The sequence below is a fragment of the Ralstonia nicotianae genome (assembly GCF_018243235.1).
GTDB classification, from domain to species: Bacteria; Pseudomonadota; Gammaproteobacteria; order Burkholderiales; family Burkholderiaceae; genus Ralstonia; species Ralstonia nicotianae.
In genome coordinates this window covers 82,979-102,431 of the sequence record NZ_CP046674.1, presented here as the reverse complement: position 1 = coordinate 102,431, position 19,453 = coordinate 82,979, and the positions used below count along the sequence as shown (strand labels likewise).

At 66.6% G+C, this 19,453-nt stretch carries 16 protein-coding genes; 14 read left to right on the top strand and 2 right to left on the bottom strand.

The window, feature by feature from the left end; genetic code table 11:
* Positions 1 to 195: 195 nt before the first annotated feature.
* Together GO999_RS00385 and GO999_RS00380 are read left to right on the top strand one after the other, a co-directional pair.
* The gene (locus tag GO999_RS00385; RefSeq protein WP_011003252.1) at positions 196 to 1,956 is read left to right on the top strand and encodes an ABC transporter permease; all 1,761 of its coding nucleotides are present in this window, start codon (positions 196 to 198) and stop codon (positions 1,954 to 1,956) included.
* A gap of 31 nt (positions 1,957 to 1,987) precedes the next feature.
* Positions 1,988 to 3,337, top strand: coding sequence for an ABC transporter ATP-binding protein (locus tag GO999_RS00380; protein ID WP_016722703.1), 1,350 nt, complete (start codon positions 1,988 to 1,990; stop codon positions 3,335 to 3,337).
* Between the two features lie 145 nt (positions 3,338 to 3,482).
* Here the strand turns inward: GO999_RS00380 and GO999_RS00375 are convergent, their stop codons facing one another.
* Positions 3,483 to 4,493, bottom strand: a complete 1,011-nt coding sequence (locus tag GO999_RS00375; RefSeq protein WP_011003254.1) for a helix-turn-helix transcriptional regulator — start codon at positions 4,491 to 4,493, stop codon at positions 3,483 to 3,485.
* A gap of 282 nt (positions 4,494 to 4,775) precedes the next feature.
* Between GO999_RS00375 and GO999_RS00370 the strand changes: the two genes are divergently transcribed.
* On the top strand, positions 4,776 to 5,561 hold the full coding sequence (locus tag GO999_RS00370) for a 5'-methylthioadenosine/adenosylhomocysteine nucleosidase (RefSeq protein ID WP_011003255.1): 786 nt from the start codon (positions 4,776 to 4,778) through the stop codon (positions 5,559 to 5,561).
* A 221-nt stretch (positions 5,562 to 5,782) separates the two neighbouring features.
* Here GO999_RS00370 and GO999_RS00365 read toward each other — a convergent pair whose 3' ends face one another.
* The gene (locus GO999_RS00365) at positions 5,783 to 6,088 is read right to left on the bottom strand and encodes a hypothetical protein (protein ID WP_011003256.1); all 306 of its coding nucleotides are present in this window, start codon (positions 6,086 to 6,088) and stop codon (positions 5,783 to 5,785) included.
* Between the two features lie 580 nt (positions 6,089 to 6,668).
* On the opposite strand from GO999_RS00365, the gene GO999_RS00360 reads away from it, so the two are divergent.
* From GO999_RS00360 to GO999_RS00320, 11 genes are all read left to right on the top strand, one after another.
* Positions 6,669 to 7,313, top strand: a complete 645-nt coding sequence (locus tag GO999_RS00360) for a hypothetical protein (protein ID WP_223259672.1) — start codon at positions 6,669 to 6,671, stop codon at positions 7,311 to 7,313.
* Between the two features lie 56 nt (positions 7,314 to 7,369).
* A complete protein-coding gene (locus GO999_RS00355; protein ID WP_223259671.1) occupies positions 7,370 to 7,882 on the top strand; it encodes a histidine phosphatase family protein in 513 nt (170 codons plus the stop codon).
* A gap of 97 nt (positions 7,883 to 7,979) precedes the next feature.
* On the top strand, positions 7,980 to 9,707 hold the full coding sequence (locus tag GO999_RS00350; RefSeq protein ID WP_016722698.1) for a phospholipase D-like domain-containing protein: 1,728 nt from the start codon (positions 7,980 to 7,982) through the stop codon (positions 9,705 to 9,707).
* Positions 9,708 to 9,909: 202 nt separating this feature from the next.
* The gene (locus GO999_RS25075) at positions 9,910 to 10,296 is read left to right on the top strand and encodes a transposase (protein WP_371319863.1); all 387 of its coding nucleotides are present in this window, start codon (positions 9,910 to 9,912) and stop codon (positions 10,294 to 10,296) included.
* Positions 10,227 to 11,036: a TorF family putative porin gene (locus GO999_RS00345; RefSeq protein WP_127592093.1), complete on the top strand. Its 810-nt coding sequence runs from the start codon at positions 10,227 to 10,229 to the stop codon at positions 11,034 to 11,036. The genes GO999_RS25075 and GO999_RS00345 overlap by 70 nt, the downstream gene beginning before the upstream one ends.
* A 28-nt stretch (positions 11,037 to 11,064) precedes the next feature.
* The gene (locus tag GO999_RS24925) at positions 11,065 to 11,190 is read left to right on the top strand and encodes a hypothetical protein (RefSeq protein WP_011003261.1); all 126 of its coding nucleotides are present in this window, start codon (positions 11,065 to 11,067) and stop codon (positions 11,188 to 11,190) included.
* Entirely contained in the window at positions 11,187 to 11,276 is a 90-nt protein-coding gene (kdpF, locus tag GO999_RS00340; protein WP_011003262.1) for a K(+)-transporting ATPase subunit F, read from the top strand. The genes GO999_RS24925 and kdpF overlap by 4 nt, the downstream gene beginning before the upstream one ends.
* 19 nt (positions 11,277 to 11,295) lie before the next feature.
* A complete protein-coding gene (gene kdpA / locus GO999_RS00335; RefSeq protein WP_211906454.1) occupies positions 11,296 to 13,068 on the top strand; it encodes a potassium-transporting ATPase subunit KdpA in 1,773 nt (590 codons plus the stop codon).
* Positions 13,069 to 13,137: 69 nt separating this feature from the next.
* Positions 13,138 to 15,372 (top strand): potassium-transporting ATPase subunit KdpB, encoded by a 2,235-nt coding sequence (kdpB, locus tag GO999_RS00330; protein WP_019717266.1) that lies wholly within the window; start codon positions 13,138 to 13,140, stop codon positions 15,370 to 15,372.
* Positions 15,373 to 15,382: 10 nt separating this feature from the next.
* Positions 15,383 to 15,997 carry a potassium-transporting ATPase subunit KdpC gene (gene kdpC, locus GO999_RS00325; RefSeq protein WP_016722694.1) on the top strand — a complete coding sequence of 205 codons (615 nt, stop codon included), beginning with the start codon at positions 15,383 to 15,385 and terminating at the stop codon, positions 15,995 to 15,997.
* 578 nt (positions 15,998 to 16,575) lie between these two features.
* Positions 16,576 to 19,389: a DUF4118 domain-containing protein gene (locus GO999_RS00320; protein ID WP_020833135.1), complete on the top strand. Its 2,814-nt coding sequence runs from the start codon at positions 16,576 to 16,578 to the stop codon at positions 19,387 to 19,389.
* Positions 19,390 to 19,453: the final 64 nt, after the last annotated feature.

Sequence of the window (19,453 nt, the reverse complement as noted above, 5' to 3'; positions counted from 1 at the left end):
AGGCCCGCGTTGTCGCATCCTTGTCACATTTCTGGAATGTGACGCCGGCAGACTGGCAACCGCGCGGCGGGGTCTGGCGCTACGCAAGGTAAACTAGGCGGCTTGCCGCCGGGTGCCAAGCGGCCGCTTGCGGGCGCCGCCCCGTCCCACCCGAGTCCAGCGCTTTCCGTCCGCGATTCCGTCCCGGTTCTCACAATGCAGCAACACGACAACGAAACGACCATCCGGGGACCCTTCGGCGTCAGCTTCGGCAATCTGCTGACCGCGCCGCCCAACCGCTTCGATCTGGCGCTGCTGCCGATCATCCTGGCGGCCATCGTGCTGGTGGCCTACGCGGCCCGGCAGATGAACGTGCCCTACACCCCGGGTGAGCCGCTGAGCGTGAGCCTGGACGTGGCCCAGCTCCCGTACTACCTGCTGCGCACCAGCATCCGCATGCTGCTGGCGCTGGGTGCTTCGCTGCTGTTCTCGTTCGCCTTTGCCGCCATCGCCTCCAGGAACCGCACCGCCGAGAAGGTGATGGTCCCGGCGCTGGATATCCTGCAGTCCATCCCCGTGCTGGGCTTTCTGTCGATCACGGTCACGGGCTTCATTGCCCTGTTCCCCGGCAGCCTGGTGGGCGTGGAGTGCGCGGCGATCTTCGCGATCTTCACCTCGCAGGCGTGGAACATGGCGTTCTCGCTGTACCAGTCGTTCCGCACCATTCCGACCGACCTGGAAGAGGCGGCCACGGTGTTCCGCCTGTCCAAGTGGCAGCGCTTCTGGCGCCTGGAGGTGCCGTTCGCCATGCCGGGCCTGCTGTGGAACATGATGATGTCGATGTCGGGCGGCTGGTTCTTCGTGGTGGCGTCCGAGGCGATCTCGGTGTCGGGCCATGACATCAAGCTGCCGGGCATCGGCTCGTACATCTCGCTGGCGATCCAGCAGCAGAACCTGCACGCCATCGGCTGGGCCATCGTCGCCATGCTGATCGGCATCCTGCTGTACGACCAGCTGCTGTTCCGCCCGCTGATTGCCTGGGCAGACCGCTTCCGCTTCGATGCCATGTCGTCCGAGCGCGAGCCGCAGTCCTGGCTGCTGGACCTGCTGCGCCGCTCGGAGTGGGTCAAGTCGCTGCTCGAGCGCACCGCCGCGCTGGCCGAGCGCACGCTGGCCTGGGGCGCCGAGCGCACGCGGCCCAAGGCCTCCTCCGGCGGCAATAGCTTCGTGCGCCTGCCGTGGGCGGGGCGCGTGGCCGACCTCATCATTCTGTTGGCGGCCCTGGCGGCGGTCTGGCATATCCTGCAGTTCGTACGCTCGGAGGTGGGCTGGGGCGAGGTCGGCCGCGTGGTCTGGCTGGGCGTGCTGACCATGACGCGCGTGCTGGTGCTGATCGCGCTGGCCGCGCTGATCTGGGTGCCGATCGGCATCCGCATCGGCCTGAACCCGAACGTGGCGCGCATCGCGCAGCCGGTGGCCCAGTTCCTGGCGGCCTTCCCGGCCAACCTGATGTTCCCGCTGGTGGTGATGCTGATCGCGCGCTTCTCGCTCAACCCCGAGATCTGGCTGTCGCCGCTGATGATTTTCGGGACGCAGTGGTACATCCTGTTCAATGTGATTGCCGGCGCGTCGAGCATCCCGGTCGAGCTGCGGCTGGCCGCGCGCAACTTCGGCCTGCGCGGCTGGCTGAAGTGGAAGCGCTTCCTGGTGCCGGCGGTGTTCCCCAGCCTGCTGACCGGCCTGGTGACGGCCGCGGGCGGCTCCTGGAACGCCAGCATCGTCTCCGAATACGTGTCGTGGGGCGACCGCACGCTGGTTGCCACCGGCCTCGGCAGCTATATCGCCGAGATGACCGCCAAGGGCGACTTCCCGCGCATCGCCCTGGGCATCGGCGTGATGAGCCTGTTCGTGGTCGGCTTCAACCGGCTGCTGTGGAACCGGCTGTACGAAGTGGCGCAAGAGCGCACCCGCCTGTAAGACGAAAGACGACTTTTGTAGAGAACTGACCATGGGCACCAACGGCGAAGCCGTCATCGAACTGCGCGGCGTCTCGAAAATCTTCCGCACGGCGGACCGCACCGACCGCGCCGTGCTCGAGGGCGTGGACCTCACGTTGCGCCAGGGCGAGATCGTCGCCATGCTGGGCAAGTCCGGCTCCGGCAAATCGACCCTGCTGCGCATCATGGCGGGCCTGGTGCGCGCCGACCGCGGCAAGGTGCTGTTCCGCGGGCGCGAATACGGCGGTCCGGTGCAGGGCATCGCGATGGTGTTCCAGTCGTTCGCGCTGTTTCCGTGGCTGACGGTGCAGCAGAACGTGGAGCTCGGCCTCGAAGCCCAGGGCGTGCCCAAGGCCGAACGCGAGGAGCGCGCCGAGGCGGCCATCGACCTGATCGGCCTGTCGGGCTTCAACAGCGCCCTGCCGCGCGAGCTGTCGGGCGGCATGCGCCAGCGCGTGGGCATCGCGCGCGCGCTGGTGACCGAGCCCGACCTGCTGCTGATGGACGAAGCCTTCTCCGCGCTCGACGTGCTGACCGGCGAGAACCTGCGCGACGAGATGCTCGACCTGTGGGAAGACCGTCGCACCAACATCAAGAGCATCCTCATCGTCTCGCACAACATCGAAGAGGCGGTGATGATGGCCGATCGCATCGTCATCCTCTCCAGCGATCCGGGCCGTATCCGCGCCGAGGTGCGCGTGCCCTTCGCGCGCCCGCGCAACCGCGATTCGTCCGCCGTGCGCAACCTGATCGACGAGGTGTACGGCCTGATGACCTCGCCCGAGCAGGTGGGCGTGCGTGTGGGCGCCCCGGCGGCCGAGCAGCAGCTGGCCTATCGCCTGCCCGAGGCCGAGATCGGCCAGATGGAGGCCATCCTCGACCTGCTGATGGAGGCGCCCTTCAATGGCCGCGCCGACCTGCCGCACCTGGCCGAGGAAGCCGGCGTCACCGACGACGACCTGCTGCCCGCCTGCGAAGCGCTCAGCCTGCTGCAGCTGGCCACCCTCGAGCGCGGCGACATCATCGTCACCCCGTTCGGCAAGACCTACATGGAAACCGAGCCGCCCGAGCGCAAGGTGCTGTTCGGCCAGAAGCTGCTGGAACGCGTGGCCCTGGCCGCGCACATTCGCGCCGAGCTGGACGCCAGCGAAGACGGCGAGGTCCGCGAAGAGCAGGTGCTGCGCGAGCTGGAGGCCTATCTCAAGCCCGACGAAGCCGAGCGCGTGCTGAAGATCGGCATCGAGTGGGGCCGCTACGGCGAGGTGTACGAATACGTCTACAACACCGGGATGCTGACGCTGCCGCGCGAGGAACGCGAGGAGCGCGAAGCCGAGGACGGCGGCGACGCGGCGTCGGCCTGACGGGCGCGGCCGCGCTCACGCCGCGGCGCGCGAACGCACCTGACCAATCGCGGCCGCCGGATCCTCAACGACGCTCAAGAATATCGACAGAACGCGTTATCCCGCCGGCCATTCCTTGTCACCGGCGGCGTTGGCGATGCGGCAATCACCGGCGTGCCGCCAGTACGATGGTCCCGATTGCCGACCGGGATTCGATGCCCAGCTTCTCCAGAATGCGCCCGACATGGGCGCGCACCGTCCAGTAGCTGATGCCGAGCGCTTGGGCGATCTGCTTGTCGGACAGGCCCTCGAGCAGGAGGTGGCAGACCTCGCCCTCGCGCCGGGTCACGTCGAACTGCTGCTGGAACCAGGCGCCCGAGCCCACGGTGTGCGCCTGCAGGTACACCTTGTACAGGAAGCGGCCATCCGCATCGAGGCACCGTTCCACGCACAGGTTGAAGCCGCACCATGCCAGCCCCTGCGACGGCCCCTGCGCGGCGATCTGCGAGAGCAGGCCGTAGAGGGTGTCGCGCTCATGCGTGTCCAGTCCGGCCATGAGCGCGCGGGCCTTGTCGTTGGGTTGCGGCAGCGTGGCGGGATCGAGCACGAAACAGGGGCAATCGGCATCCGGGCCGGTCGGGTCGCGGTGGGCATTCAAGGCCGATCGCAGCCGCTGCGCATTGATCAGGTGCGGACGCAGCAGGTCGAGGATGAGCCGCTCGCGCTCGCCGAACGTTTGCTTCGGATCGCTGGTGCCGAGCCGGTAGTCGAGCAGGATGCCCCCGCTGTCCTCGAGGTACATGCTCAGGCCGGGATAGATCTTGTAGCGGGTCAGGAAGTCGGTGAAGTACTCGGTGCGCTGCAGGGTCTTCCGGTTGATCAGGCCCTCCACCAGGAGCGCATCCGGCCGGCTGCGCAGCAGCGGCGAAATGGGGTCCACCCCGTGGAAGTGCTGCTGGTATTCCGCGTTCATGTCGGGGGCGCGGCCCCATGTGGTGGTCTGCACCGGCGTGCGTCCATGGTCTTTCCACACGATGTGCGAGATGACATCCACGCCGAGCAGCGCGCTCAGCTTCTGCGTGATTTCGGGGCGCTCGACCAGGCTGTGGGGGGAGGCCTCATGGAGGCATCCGGTCAGCTCCAGGAGCGTGCGCAGATCAGCGAGGGACAGGTTCATGGAGGCGGCCGTGCGCCCGGGACGCGTGTTCCACCGCATGTCGCCCGATGGCGCCCCGGGGTTCGCGGGGTGGTCGGGGCAAGGTCGATGGCATCGGGCGCGGGCGTTCGAAAAGGAAGCGGAATCACGCAAGCCCTATGCCAGGACCTGCCCTGCGAGATCAGCGGTTTCCGCGGGGATACGGCGCATGGGCTCGCGCTTCCAGGGTACTATCCGCGGTTCACTTTTGACTGCCGGGACCCTCGCTCGAACGCAGCGGATCGGTCCGGCGCGAGACTCCGCATGAACATTCCATCGTCCACTCCGAGCGGCCCGATCGGTATCGTCGCCGCGTTGCATGAAGAGATCAGCGAACTGCTGACGCTGCTGTCGGAGGCCCGCCGCGTGTGCATCGGCAACCGGACGTTCTGGCAGGGCGAGCTCGACGGCCGCGCGGTCGTGGTGGTGCTGTCCCGCATCGGCAAGGTCGCGGCGGCGACCACCGCCGCGGTGCTGGTCACGCATTTCGGCGTGCGTGCGGTTGTGTTCGCGGGCGTTGCCGGCGCGCTGTCGCCCCAGGTTGCGGTGGGCGACGTGGTGGTGTCGACCGAGCTGCTGCAGCACGACGTCGATGCCTCGCCGCTGTTTCCGCGCTGGGAGATTCCCCTGACGGGCGTGGCACGTTTCGGCGCGGACCCGGCACTCGCACAAGGCCTGCTGGCGAGCGCCGGCACCATCCTGGCCGATCCGTGCGCACTCCTGGGGCAGCAGGTCATGGACGCCTTCGGCATTGCCGCGCCGCGGGCGCACGCCGGCCTCATCATCAGCGGCGACCGGTTTGTCTCGACCTCGGCCGAGAGCCAGGTGCTGAAGGCGGCCCTGCCGGACGCGCTGGCCGTCGAGATGGAGGGCGCCGCGGTGGCCCAGGTCTGCCACGAGTGGGGCGTGCCGTTCGCGGCGATCCGGACGATTTCCGACCGCGCGGACGACGCGGCGAGCGTGGACTTCTCCCAGTTCATCGCGGAAGTGGATTCGCGCTACAGCGTGGCCATCCTGCGCCGATGGCTGTCCGGGCTCGGTTGTGCTTGAGGCGCGGGCGGTTCAGGGCGATGCGTCTCGCTATGGACAGCAGCTGGCGCAGTGCCGGTGGCCCGAAGTGGTGAACCGCAGCGAGTCGCGGGGCAATATTGAAGACGCCATTTCGCACGCTCAACCGTGCCCGCAGCAACCCAGGTCATGATCCAGCAGGATTCCTGCCCGGTCATGACTTCTTCACAGATCGACCGCGTACCCTTACCCGGCGCCCTCCCCTACTTCCACTTCGCCCCAATACGCTCTAACCCGGCTTTCTTCAGGTCTTCCGCCCCCATCACGATGCGGAACTCGCAATCCGCGTTGAACAGCAGGAACCACGGTTCGGCCAGGGTGGGAATCTGCGACGGTTCTTCCACGTTGACGATGAGGACCGCGCCACGGGCGCCGTCCTGTTCGGTGAAGTAGGCGGCCTCGGGCTTGATCTCGCCGAGCACGCGTGGAATCAGCTCAGCGATGGAGCCGTCGCGCACGTAGGCGTTGAAGGGTTCGTGCGGGATTCGAACGTTGATCAGCATGCGCATGGTCGTCCTCCTTGATGACAGCCCGGGCGGCCAACGCCGCGCGCGACCGTTGGCTAGGCACCAGCGGTGAGTGATACGCAAGGGCGAGAGAGCTGCCGGACACCGTAGGTGTAGGTATAGGACGGTCGGGGGGTTTGCGTTATCAGCCATCCACTAGGCGAAACGGCGGACGGGCGAGGATGAAGGCCAAGGGCCCACGCGGCGCATGGCAGGCGCGTCTATGCGCATCCATGGATCGTCAAAGGTGCGCGCGTCCGGGATAACGTGGCGCACGCACGTAGGCCGTATTCTGATTTGCCCCGCCCTTTCTTGCTGCCATCGATTGCGGCTTATAGGCATTTGTCCCGTTTTACCCATGAAGTTTTTTCGGCTACAACACCTAGGGTCAGGCGATAGGCACACGCTGTCGGTTCCAGTAAATCCCTTTTATTTCTGTATTTTGGGAAAATGAAAGAAGGTTCGCGTGTACCCGGGGCATCGTAAATTGACGTGCATGATTTGTCCGCTTCCTAAACCCATTCTTTTAGACGAGTGTGGATGGAGACGGTAGCAGCCAGAATCAAAAGCGTCGTTTGCGGGTTTGACCGCGATCTCGGCGTCAACACAATGGGTCGCGCTGGTCATCATGCATTTCAGTGCAACGCCTTCACGCGGGCAGATCCGTGTCGCTGCGTTGCGGCCAAAAAAGGGGGGAAGCATGTCGCTTGCACGCGTTCACGGTGGTCGCTGCGTGGCAGCCAGGTTGCGACGATCAGCCGGCCTGTGCCTCATGCTGGCTTCGCTTTCGTTCGGCGCATTTGCCGACGAAGCGCAGGAATGCCAAGCCGCCTCCGGCACCTTGATCGTTGGCCGGGTCGTGTCCGCGCCAACGTTCAAGCATGGCGTCTTCCGCAAGGGCGTCGAGCTCTCTCATACGCACTTGACCTTGCGGAGCGACACCGACGGCAAGGACTACGACGTGGCGGTCGACAATGTCTTCGCCTCGGGTTACCAGCAGGGCGCCAAGGTCGTACCGGCGCCCTTGGATTCCATCGAAGTGGGAGACGCGTTGGAGGCGTGCGGTATCCCATTTGCGGGCGGTATACATTGGGTCCACAACAATTGCGGTGACACGCCCACGCCGCAAGAGCCGAATGGATGGATCAAAAAGATCGCTGCCGATGGAGGTATCGGCCCGAATCTTGAGGATGGCCAGCGGTACTGCTATCTGTGGTCACACCGCTAGCTCCCATACCCAACACGTGAGCGTTCTCGGAAGCAACCCCAGGGGAGGAGGCCACCGTGAAACCCAGCAAGGTATTGATCATCCGCCACGGCGAGAAGCCAGGAGACCCCGGCACAGACGCACTCACTGACGGCACGGGGCTTTCCACCAAGGGATATGAGCGCGCGGGAGCATTGGCGCCCTATGTTCCCGCGACGTTCGGCAAGCCTGATTTCCTGTTTGCCACCCAGGCGTCGGCACACAGCAACCGGCCAGTGGAAACCATCACGCCGCTGGCCAGCGCGATCGGGCTGCCCATTCACGATGATCATGGCGACAACGAGTACGGCAAGCTCGCCAGCAAGCTCATCAGCGATGACAAATATGCCGGCAAGCTGGTGCTGATCTGCTGGCATCACGGAAAGATTCCCGAGCTTGCCGCCGCGCTCGGCGGCGTGCCGCCCGAGCAGCATTGGCCGCCCACAACGTTCGATCGTGTATGGATTCTCGACTACACACAGGCATCGAACACCGCGATTCTCGTGCGGAACCAGCCTCAGCGCCTGCTTTTTGGCGACACATCCCAATGACGGCAGGGGTTCTCACCAATCCGATCCAGGCATCATTTCAAACCAACGCCTGAGCGGGTGCGCCGGCAGCGCACCTCTCTTCCACCAAGGAGCGGTCATGGCCGTTGAACTCAAGTGCTATGCAAACTGCGACGACGTCTTCATGGTCTGGTGTTCAAAGACGGACGGCAAAATCAGCGCGATTGACGGCTGTCTGGGTTTTCAAATTGAAGTGCGCAACGATAGCGCGGGCGGGGTGGTCGAAATCCTGCCCAATCTGAAGGGCTTCCAGGCCGATGTGCCCAAGACGGGAGAAACGCGTCCGTCGAGCGCGTGGCCGTTTCAGACGTTTTCCTGGACACATCACGCCATTCTTCACGGCGCGGTGGGGAATCAACTGAGCTACCGAGTCACCCCCATGATCGGCCAACCCGATCAGTTGAAGGAGGACGAAGCGAACGCCAGCCCTTGGGTTTCCGTCGTGCTCGGTGCATCGGCCGGACCCGAGGCCAATGCGTTCTTCAACCGAGGCGTCATCCTCTCGCAGTTCGTCAGCCGCTATGCCAAGCAGCATGGGCTCGACACGACGCAGGCGCTCAAGCGCGACCTCACGAACGACGTCACCAGCCCGCTGATGCAATTCCTGAGCGGTGAACTGGGCAAGGCCATCCGCGGCATTGTCGACACCGTGAGCAAGAACGCAAAACTGGAGATCTACTGCGCGCTGTTCGAGCTCGACCTCAATGACCTGATCGAGGGCTTGATCGCATGCGGAGGCCGGGCGCACGTGATTCTCGCCAACGGCTCGGTGAAGACTGCCGGCGACGATGAGAACAGCAAGGCAGCGACACAACTGGAAGGCAAGGTCGACCTGCACCGGCGCATGACGGCGCCGCATGGCCTTGCGCACAACAAGTTCGTCGTCGTGTGCGAAGACGGCCAGCCGACCCATGTCTGGACCGGCAGCACGAACTGGACCCTCACAGGGCTGCATACGCAGATCAACAACGGCATCGCGCTCAACAGCGCTGAACTCGCGCAAGCCTATTTTCAGCACTGGCATGCGCTGATCGAGGCCGGCGACGCCTTTCCGAAAACGCTCGTCACCGGCGACGACAAGCCCGTGGGGCCGTTCGCTTTCAACGGCGGCAGCAAAGCGAGCGTGTGGTTCACGCCGGCGCCGCAGTCAAAGGCAAACCACAACGGCGGGGCCGATATCGACACGCTGGTGAACCTGGTGAGCAAGGCTCAGCACGGCATCCTGTTCATCATGTTCATGCCGGGCCAGGAGCCGCTGGACACCATCCTCAAAGCGCAGCCCAACGGCCTCTACGTGCGTGGTGTGGTCAGCACGCTGCCGATGGGAACGAAGGACAAGCCCTCACCTACCTTCCAGATCCTGACCGGCGAGGATTTCAAGACGTACGCGCTCGACGTTGTTCAGCCGCAGGGTGCCGAGGCAGTGGGCAGCTTCGTTTCGACATTTACGCGTCAGCAGTTCCTGAACGGCATGGGGTTTGCCATCACCCATTCGAAGGTGATCGTGATCGACCCGTTCGGAGATCATCCGGTCGTGGTGACCGGATCGCACAATTTGTCCGCCAGCGCGAGCGGCAAGAACGATGAGAACCTGCTGATCATTGAAAACTGCCCCGAGCTCGCTAAAGCGTACGCCGTGAACTGCATGAGCGTTTACGGCCATTACCGTTGGCCGGCCTATCAGCATGATCGGTCCCATGCTCAAGCGGCGGGTGCAGACGCTGGATATCTGGCGACGACGCCCGGTTGGCAAACCACAGCGCTGACTGACCAGAAGGTGAACGACTTGAGGTTCTGGGGTGCGTGATTGCAGGCGGCGGAGCATTTGCCCCCGCAGACGGCGCAGCGGTGGCCTGAACGCACGCTTTGACGAGGTAGCGTGCCGCTTTCTCCTCCGTCTTCTTCCTCGGCCCCCCATTAAACAGCATCGACAACGCCTGCCGAGCTGAATCGCCCCGGCATCTGTAGACATCTGCGAGCCTCAAGCTAGAGGTCTGACAAGCGGTGTGATGAGCGCGCAGAGATACACCGAGAAATTTAAGGTCAAGGCTGTCAATCAGGTCTTGGATAGAGGTCACTGGGTGGCCGAGGTCGCGCAGCGGCTGTCCGACGCAACCCTATCGAGCCTAGCGCTCAGGGCGAGGAACGTTTTTACACCCTGTTTACACCCCTTCCCCCAACCTTTACCCCGTTTTTACCCCCCTTTCCCTAATGTTGCAGTGCACGCAGGCCCTGTGACGGGCGCCAGCGTGCATGCCGCGTCCGGCCCCAGCCAGGCGCCTGTGCGCCGGGCCGCGCGGCACCCAAAACAACAAGGGAAAGGTCCATGCAAGCCAAGCTGTTTCCATCGCGCGCCACCGTCATCGGTGGCGTTGTCTTCTGCGCCGCCGTCCTGAACGGGACGCTCGCCCATGCGCAATCCACCGATACCGCCTCGGCGGCCGCGCCCGCCCCCGCGCTGACGGCTAACGTCACGCTGGCCAGCCAGTACCGCTATCGCGGGATCATGCAGTCCAACAACAAGCCGGCGATCCAGGGCGGCTTCGACTATGCGATCCCTGCCGGCCTGCTGCCCGAGGGCTTCTACGTGGGCAACTGGAACGCGTCGATCAGCTGGCTGAGCGACGCCAACTCGAGCGTTTCGGCGCCGATCGAGATGGATTTCTACGGCGGCTACAAGACCGAGATCGCCAAGAATGTGCCGATCGACGTGGGCGTGCTGCAGTACTACTACCCGGGCAGCTATCCCGAGGGCTTCACGCGCCCGCACACCACCGAAGGCTACGCGCAGATCGGCTACGGCCCCGTTACCTTCAAGTACTCGCACGCGTTCTCGAACCTGTTCGGCTTTGCCGATTCGCACCACAGCCAGTACTTCGATCTGTCGGGCAACTTCGACACCGGCTTCTGGGGCCTGACGCTGAACCTGCACGTCGGCTACCAGGACGTGAAGCACCAGAGCCCGCGCGCTTCGTACGCCGACTGGAAGATCGGCGTGACGAAGGACTTCGGCAGCGGCTGGACGGCATCGCTCGCGTACATCGACACCAACGCCTCGCGCCTGGCCTACACCAACCCGCGCGGCAACTACATGGGCCGCGCGACCGCGCTGCTGGCCGTGACCAAGACGTTCTGACCATCGCCTGAACAAAAAGGGGGCGCATATGGACCTCATCTATCTCGGCGGCCTTGCGGCGCTGGCCCTGGCCGTGGGCGGGCTGCTCGCCTTGTCGGCCCGGCTCGCCAAGCGCGACCAGCCCGTCACGCACGCCATGGAGACCAAGCAATGACCTGGCTCTATGCCGTCTCGGGGGCCGTCACGGTGGCCCTGCTGATCTATCTGTTCGCGGCCCTGCTGTGGCCGGAGCGCTTCTGATTCCATTGCGAGGCACACCATGAATGCGTTCCTCCTCCAGCTGGCGATCTACCTGGCCGTGCTGCTGGTCCTGGCCCGGCCGCTCGGCACCTACATGGCCCGCGTGTTCGGCGACGCGCCGTCGCGTGCGCACTGGCTGCGGCCGGTCGAGCGGCTGCTGTATCGCATCGCGGGCGTCGATCCGCGTGCGGAGATGGGCTGGAAGCACTACGCGCTGGCGGTCATCGCCGTCAACGTGCTGGGTGCGCTGGCGGTCTATGCGCTGCAGCGTCTGCAGCCGTGGCTGCCGCTGAACCCGCAGGGCTTCGGCGCCGTCACGCCGGATTCGTCGTTCAACACGGCGGTCAGCTTCGTTACCAACACCAACTGGCAGGGCTACTCGGGCGAAAGCACGATGAGCTACCTGACGCAGATGCTCGGGCTGGCGGTGCAGAACTTTCTGTCGGCGGCCACCGGCATCGCGGTGGTGATCGCGCTGATCCGCGGCTTCGCCCGCCATTCGGCCAGCACCATCGGCAACTTCTGGGTGGATTTCACGCGCGGCACGCTGTACGTGCTGCTGCCGCTGTCGGTGATCGTGGCGGTGTTCTTCGTAAGCCAGGGCGCGATCCAGAACTTCGACGCCTACAAGGAGGTGACCACCGTCACCGCCACCACCTACGACAACCCGAAGACCGACGCGCAAGGCAACCCGATCAAGGATGCCCAGGGCAACCCGGTGACGGAGAAGGCCACCACGCAGAAGCAGACCCTGCCGATGGGCCCGATCGCCTCGCAGGAGGCGATCAAGATGCTCGGCACCAACGGCGGCGGCCCGTTCAATGCCAACTCCGCGCATCCGTATGAGAACCCGACACCGCTGGCCAACTTCGTGCAGATGCTGTCGATCTTCCTCATCCCGGCGGCGCTGTGCTTCACCTTCGGCGCGATGGTGGGCGACCGGCGCCAGGGCTGGGCGGTGCTGGCCTCGATGACGATTCTCTTCGTCGTGCTGGCCGTGTTCGAGATGTGGGCGGAGCTGCATGCCAACCCGATGCTCGCCCACCTCGGCGTGGACCAGGCCGTCGGCAACATGGAGGGCAAGGAAACGCGCTTCGGCATTGTCGCCTCGGCGCTGTTCGCCACCATCACCACGGCGGCCTCGTGCGGGGCGGTCAACGCGATGCACGATTCGCTGACCGCGCTCGGCGGGCTGGTGCCGATGTTCCTGATCCAGCTGGGCGAGGTGGTCTTCGGCGGCGTGGGCTCGGGCCTGTACGGCATGCTGGTGTACGCCATCCTGGCGGTGTTCATCGCCGGCCTGATGATCGGCCGCACGCCGGAATATCTCGGCAAGAAGATCGAAGTGTTCGAGATGAAGATGACCTCCATCGCGATCCTCGTCACGCCGCTGCTGGTGCTGGTGGGCACGGCCGTCGCGGTGCTGGCCTCGGGCGGCCGCGCCGGCATCTTCAACCCCGGCACGCACGGCTTCTCGGAGGTGCTGTACGCCTTCTCGTCGGCCGCCAACAACAACGGCAGCGCGTTCGCGGGGCTGTCGGCCAACACGCCGTTCTACAACGTCGCGCTGGGCATCGTGATGTGGCTGGGCCGCTTCTGGATCATCGTGCCGGTGCTGGCCATGGCCGGGACGTTCGCCGCCAAGAAGCGCCTGCCCGTGACGGTCGGCACGCTGCCCACGCATGGCCCGCTGTTCGTCGTGCTGCTGATCGGCTCCGTGCTGCTGGTGGGCGCGCTCACCTATATCCCGGCGCTGGCGCTGGGCCCCATCGCGGAACATCTCGCGCGCTGACGCCGCGGTTGCCCCCGCAGCTGCCCCGCAGTTACCCCGATTCGCACATTCGCATTCAACAGGTGCCTTATGGCTCTCCGCTATCCTGAATCCGATCCGGTGGTGCGCACCGTCAAGCACCGCCTGGACAGCACGGACGCTGCCGCCCATGCCGCCGCGCCCGCCCGCACCACCACGCACCCCGGCGCGCATCCTCCGCTGAGCGCCAAGGAGGTGCGCCGGCTGTCGATGTTCGCGCCGGCACTGGTCAGGCCCGCCATCGTCGACAGTTTCCGCAAGCTGTCGCCGCGCGCGCAGGCCAAGAACCCGGTGATGTTCGTCGTCTATATCGGCAGCATCCTGACCACCCTGCTGTGGGTGATGGCGCTGCGCGGCCAGGCCGAGGCGCCGGCGGGCTTCATCCTCGCCGTGTCGGTGTGGCTGTGGTTCACCGTGCTGTTCGCCAACTTTGCCGAGGCGCTGGCCGAGGGCCGCAGCAAGCAGCAGGCCGCCTCGCTGCGCGGCATCAAGACCACCGTGCAGGCCAAGGTGCTGGCCGATCCCCAGCGGCGCGACCGCGTGCAGCCGCGCGCGGCCACCGCGCTGCGCCGTGGCGACATCGTCCTCATCGAAGCCGGCGACATGGTGCCCGGCGACGGCGAGGTCATCGAAGGCGTGGCCTCGGTGGACGAGAGCGCCATCACCGGGGAATCCGCGCCGGTGATTCGCGAGTCCGGCGGCGATTTCTCGTCGGTCACCGGCGGCACGCGCGTGCTGTCGGACTGGATCGTGGCGCGCATCACCGCCAACCCGGGCGAGAGCTTCCTCGACCGCATGATCTCGATGGTGGAAGGCGCCAAGCGGCAGAAGACGCCCAACGAGCTGGCGCTGACCATCCTGCTGGTGAGCCTGACCATCATCCTGCTGCTGGCGACCGTCACGCTGCTGCCGTACTCGATCTTCTCGGTGGAGGTGATGAAGGCCGCGGGCGTGACAAGTTCGCCAATCACCATCACCGTGCTGGTGGCGCTGCTGGTGTGCCTGATCCCGACCACCATCGGCGGGCTGCTGTCGGCCATCGGCGTGGCCGGCATGAGCCGCATGATGCAGGCCAACGTGATCGCCACCTCGGGCCGCGCGGTGGAAGCCGCCGGCGACGTCGACGTGCTGCTGCTCGACAAGACCGGCACCATCACGCACGGCAACCGCCAGGCCTCGCGCTTCATCCCCGCGCCGGGCGTGACGGTCAAGGCGCTGGCCGAGGCCGCGTGGCTGTCGTCGCTGGCCGACGAGACGCCCGAGGGCCGCAGCATCGTCACGCTGGCGCGCCAGTTGGGCGAGGCCGCCGTCGACGAGGCGGCGCTGGCGCGGTCGCAGCCGGTGTTCGTGCCCTTCTCCGCGCAGACGCGCATGAGCGGCATCAATGTGGCCCTGGGCGACGCAGCGCACCAGATCCGCAAGGGCGCCGCCGATGCCATCCGCACGCACGTGACGGTGCTGGCCGGCAAGTTCCCCGACGCCGTGCTGGCCGCCGTGGAAGACGTGGCGCGCAAGGGCGGCACGCCGCTGGTGGTGTCCGACAACGACCGCGTGATGGGCGTGGTGGAACTGAAGGACATCGTCAAGGCCGGCATCCGCGAGCGTTTTGCCGAGCTGCGCCAGATGGGCATCAAGACGGTGATGATCACCGGCGATAACCGCCTGACCGCCGCCTCCATCGCGGCCGAAGCGGGCGTCGACGACTTCATCGCCGAGGCCACGCCCGAGACCAAGCTCGCGCTGATCCGCGAACAGCAGGCGCAGGGCCGCCTCGTCGCCATGACCGGCGACGGCACCAATGACGCGCCCGCGCTCGCCCAGGCCGATGTGGCGGTCGCCATGAACAGCGGCACGCAGGCGGCCAAGGAGGCCGGCAACATGGTCGACCTGGATTCCAGCCCGACCAAGCTGATCCAGATCGTGGAGATCGGCAAGCAGATGCTGATGACGCGCGGCTCGCTCACCACGTTCTCCATCGCCAACGATGTGGCCAAGTATTTCGCCATCATCCCGGCGGCGTTCGCGACCACGTATCCGCAACTGGCCGCGCTCAACGTGATGCGCCTGGCCACGCCCGCGTCGGCCGTGATGAGCGCGGTGATCTTCAACGCGCTGATCATCGTGTTCCTGATCCCGCTGGCGCTCAAGGGCGTGAAGTACCGCCCGCTCGGCGCCGCCGCGCTGCTGCGCCGCAATCTCTGGATCTACGGCCTGGGCGGCCTGCTGCTGCCCTTCCCCGGCATCAAGCTGATCGACATGTTCCTGGCCGCGATGGGCTGGGTCTGAGGAGAACACCATGGCAACCACGACACAACCCGCCCACGCCGAGGCACCGCAGCAGGGCGGCCTGCTGCGCGCGGCGCTGGTCATCTTCGTCGGCCTGTCGCTCGTCACCGGCGTGCTGTATCCGGTGGTGGTGACCGGCATCGGCAAGGCGGCCTTTCCCGCCCAGGCCGGCGGCTCCATCATCGAGCGCGGCGGCAAGCCGGTCGGCTCGGCGCTGATCGGCCAGAACTTCAGCGAACCGCAGTACTTCTGGGGACGGCTCTCGGCCACCTCGCCCAACCCATACAACGGCGCGGCCTCCAGCGGCTCCAACCTCGGACCGAGCAACCCCGCCCTGACGGACACGGCCAAGGCCCGCATCGCGGCGCTCAAGGAAGCCGACCCCGCCAATACCGCGCCGATTCCGGCGGACCTGGTCACGGCTTCGGCCAGCGGGCTGGATCCGCATATCAGCCCGGCCGCCGCTGCCTACCAGGTCGAGCGCGTCGCCCGTGCGCGGCACTTGCCGGTTGAGCGCGTGAAGACGCTGGTGGCCGAGCACACCACGGCACCGATTCTCGGGGTGTTCGGGGAGCCGGTGGTGAATGTGCTGGAGTTGAATCTGGGGTTGGGTGATTTGAAGTGATGGTCTTTGGGGGGCGGGTTTTTTGTTGGTGGTGCATCCCTTGTTTCATCCCCTGCCGGGGCTGACCTACTTTCTTTGTCTTGCCAAAGAAAGTAGGCAAAGAAAGGCGCGCCCGATGCGGCGACCCCCTCCTTGAATTTGTGTTGCAGGGAGGGAGAGGAGGCAAACTCGCTTCGCTCAGACAGCCTCCTCTCTTTTTCCTCCCTGCAACACAAATTCAAGGCGCCGCATAGGGCAAGGGCAAAGCAAACCATCTGACACGAGTCACGCTACCAAGACTGGCTTTGGCGTCTGCCTATGAGTACCGATGGTTTGGCCGTTCCTGCCCTAGATGGCGCCTTGAATTTTTGATACCGGGCGGAAAAAGGAAGGGGGCTTGTCTGAGCGAGGCGAGTTTGCCCCCTTCCCCGCCCGGTATCAAAAATTCAAGGGGAAGTCGCCATCTCGGGCGCGCCTTTCTTTGCTTACTTTCTTTGGCAAGACAAAGAAAGTGAGTCAGCCCCGGCAGGGGACGAAACACAGGATGCACCACCAAGCTCAAAACTCACTGGGCATAAAGCTCAGCCAAAATACCTCCCATGGACGAAACCCGCCCCAACCCCGACACCCTCCTCGCCGAGCTCCAATCCGGCGAGCAGAAAGCCGCTCGCGGCAAGCTGCGCATCTATTTCGGCGCGTCGGCGGGCGTCGGCAAGACGTACGCGATGCTGTCGGCCGCCAAGGCCGCGCGGGCCGAGGGCATCGATGTGGTCGTCGGGCTGGTCGAGACCCACGGCCGCGCCGAGACCGCCGCGCTGGTGGAGGGCCTGGAGCACCTGCCGCCGCGCCAGGTCGAGTATCGCGGTCGCACCCTGCCCGAGTTCGACCTGGACGCCGCGCTGGCCCGCAAGCCCGCGCTGATCCTCGTCGATGAGCTCGCGCATTCCAACGTGGCCGGCTCGCGTCACCCCAAGCGCTGGCAGGACATCGAAGACCTGCTCGCCGCCGGGATCGACGTGTGGACCACGGTCAACGTGCAGCATCTCGACAGCCTGAACGAGGCGGTCGGCAGCATTACCGGCATCCGCGTGTGGGAGACGGTGCCGGATGCGGTTTTCGACAGCGCGGCCGAGGTGATCCTCGTCGACCTGCCCGCCGACGAGCTGCTGCGCCGCCTGGCCGAGGGCAAGGTCTACCTGCCCGAGCAGGCCCGGCACGCGGCGCGCAACTTCTTCCGCAAGGGCAACCTGATCGCGCTGCGCGAGCTGGCGCTGCGCCGCACCGCCGACCGCGTCGACGACGACGTGCAGGCCTATCGCCGCGCGCGCCGCATCGAGAACGTCTGGCGCACGCGCGAGACCATCGTCGCCTGCCTCGACCCGCAGGGCGACGGCGAGCAGGTGATCCGCAGCGCCGCGCGCCTGGCCGCGCAACTCGAATGCGACTGGCACGCGGTGGCCGTGGTGATGCCGCATCTGCGCGCCGCCGATGCGCGCGCCGAGCGGCTGCACGCGCTGCTCAAGATGGCCGAGGACGCCGGCGCCAGGATCGAGACGCTGGCCGGCACCAACGCGGTGGAGGCCATCACCGGCTATGTCCGTCGCCACAACATCACCAAGGTCGTGGTCGGCCGCCCGCCGGCCAGGCGCTGGCGCTCGGCGCGGGCCATCGTCGTGGCGCTGCGCCTGGCGATCGGGCTGGAGCGTCGCCTGCCGAGCGGCGATTTCGCCGAGTCGCTGGCGCGGCAGTGCCCGGAGGTGGATGTGATCCGCGCCGCCGCCGATCCGGCGCGCGTGCAGTTGCCGCCGCGCGCCGCCAGCATCGGCCGCGTCGATGTGCGCGACACCGCTCAGCGCGCCGCCGCCGAGGCCGAGGGCACCTGGCTGCGCCCGGCCTACCTGGCCGCCTGCGTGTACGTGGGCGCGGCGACGCTGCTGTCGAGCCTGGTGCGGCCGGTGTTCGATCTCGCCAACATCGTCATGCTGTTCCTGGCGGCCGTGGTGGCCGTGGCGATGCGGCACGGGCGCGGGCCGGCGGCGCTGGCGTCGGTGCTGTCGGTGGCGCTGTTCGATTTCTTCTTCGTGCCGCCGCGCTACTCGTTCGCCGTCAGCGATGTGCAATACCTGCTGACCTTCGCGGTGATGCTGGCGGTCGGCCTGCTGGTTGGCCAGCTGACCGCGGGCCTGCGCGAACAGGCCGAGGCGGCCGTGCAGCGCGAAGCCGCCGCGCGCGCGCTGTACGAGGCGGCCCGCGAACTGTCGGCGGCGCTGACGCTGGACCAGATCGTCAGCATCGGCGGGCGCTTCGTCAACGCGACCTTCGGCGGGCGGTGCGCCTTTTTCTTCGTCGGGCCCGACGGCCGCCTGGGCGCCGCGCAGGTGGCCAGGCCCGAGGGCACGCCCGATGCGCCGTCCGGCATGCCCAACCTCGACCGCGTGCTGGCCGACTGGACCTGCCAGCACGGCCAGCCGGCCGGCACCGGCACGCATACGCTGCCCTCGGGCTCGGTGCTCTACTTGCCGCTGAAGGCGCCGATGGCCATCCGCGGCGTGCTGGCGGTCGAGCCCGAGACCTTCCAGGTGCTGGCCCAGCCCGACAACCGCCGCCAGATCGACGCCTGCGCCACGCTGATCGCCATCGCCATCGAGCGCGTGCACTACGTGGAGATCGCCCAGGACGCCCTGTTGCGCATCGAATCGGAGCGGCTGCGCAATTCGCTGCTGGCGGCGGTGTCGCATGATCTGCGCACGCCGCTGACCGGGCTGGCGGGCATGGCCGAGACCCTGTTGCGCACGCAGCCGCCCCTGTCGCCGCTGCAGGCCGAGGCCGCCGAGGCCATCGGCGAACAGGCGCAGCGCATGCGCGCGATGGTCACCAACCTGCTCGACATGGCCAGGCTGCAGAACCACGACGTCAAGCTGCGGCTGGAGTGGCAGTCGATCGAGGAACTGGTGGGGGCGGCGCTCAAGGGGACGCCGCTGCCCACGCACGCCGTGGTGGTGGATGACCTGGCCGACCTGCCGTTGCTGCGCTGCGACGGCCCGCTGATGGAGCGCGTGTTGTCCAACCTGCTGGAGAACGCCGGCAAGTTTGCGCCGGCCGGGACCGAGGTGCGCATCTCCGCCGGCGTGGTGCACGACGCCGCGCACGGCGACGAGATGTGCGTGCGCGTGCGTGACCACGGGCCCGGCGTGCCGGCCGGGGCGGAGCGCGTCATCTTCGAGAAGTTCACGCGCGGCGACAAGGAGTCCGCCACGGGTGGCGTCGGGCTGGGCCTGGCGGTGTGCGAGGCGATCGTCAGCGCACACGGCGGGCGGATCTGGGTCGAGACGCCAGCCGACGGCGGCGCCTGCTTCGTGGTCGCGCTGCCGGCCAGCGATCAGCCCGCCATGGAGGACGACATCCCCGCTTGAGCATCCCCGGCCCGGTCCGTCGCTCGGGAACCCGGCGCCGCGCTTTGCACCGTTTCCGGGCATA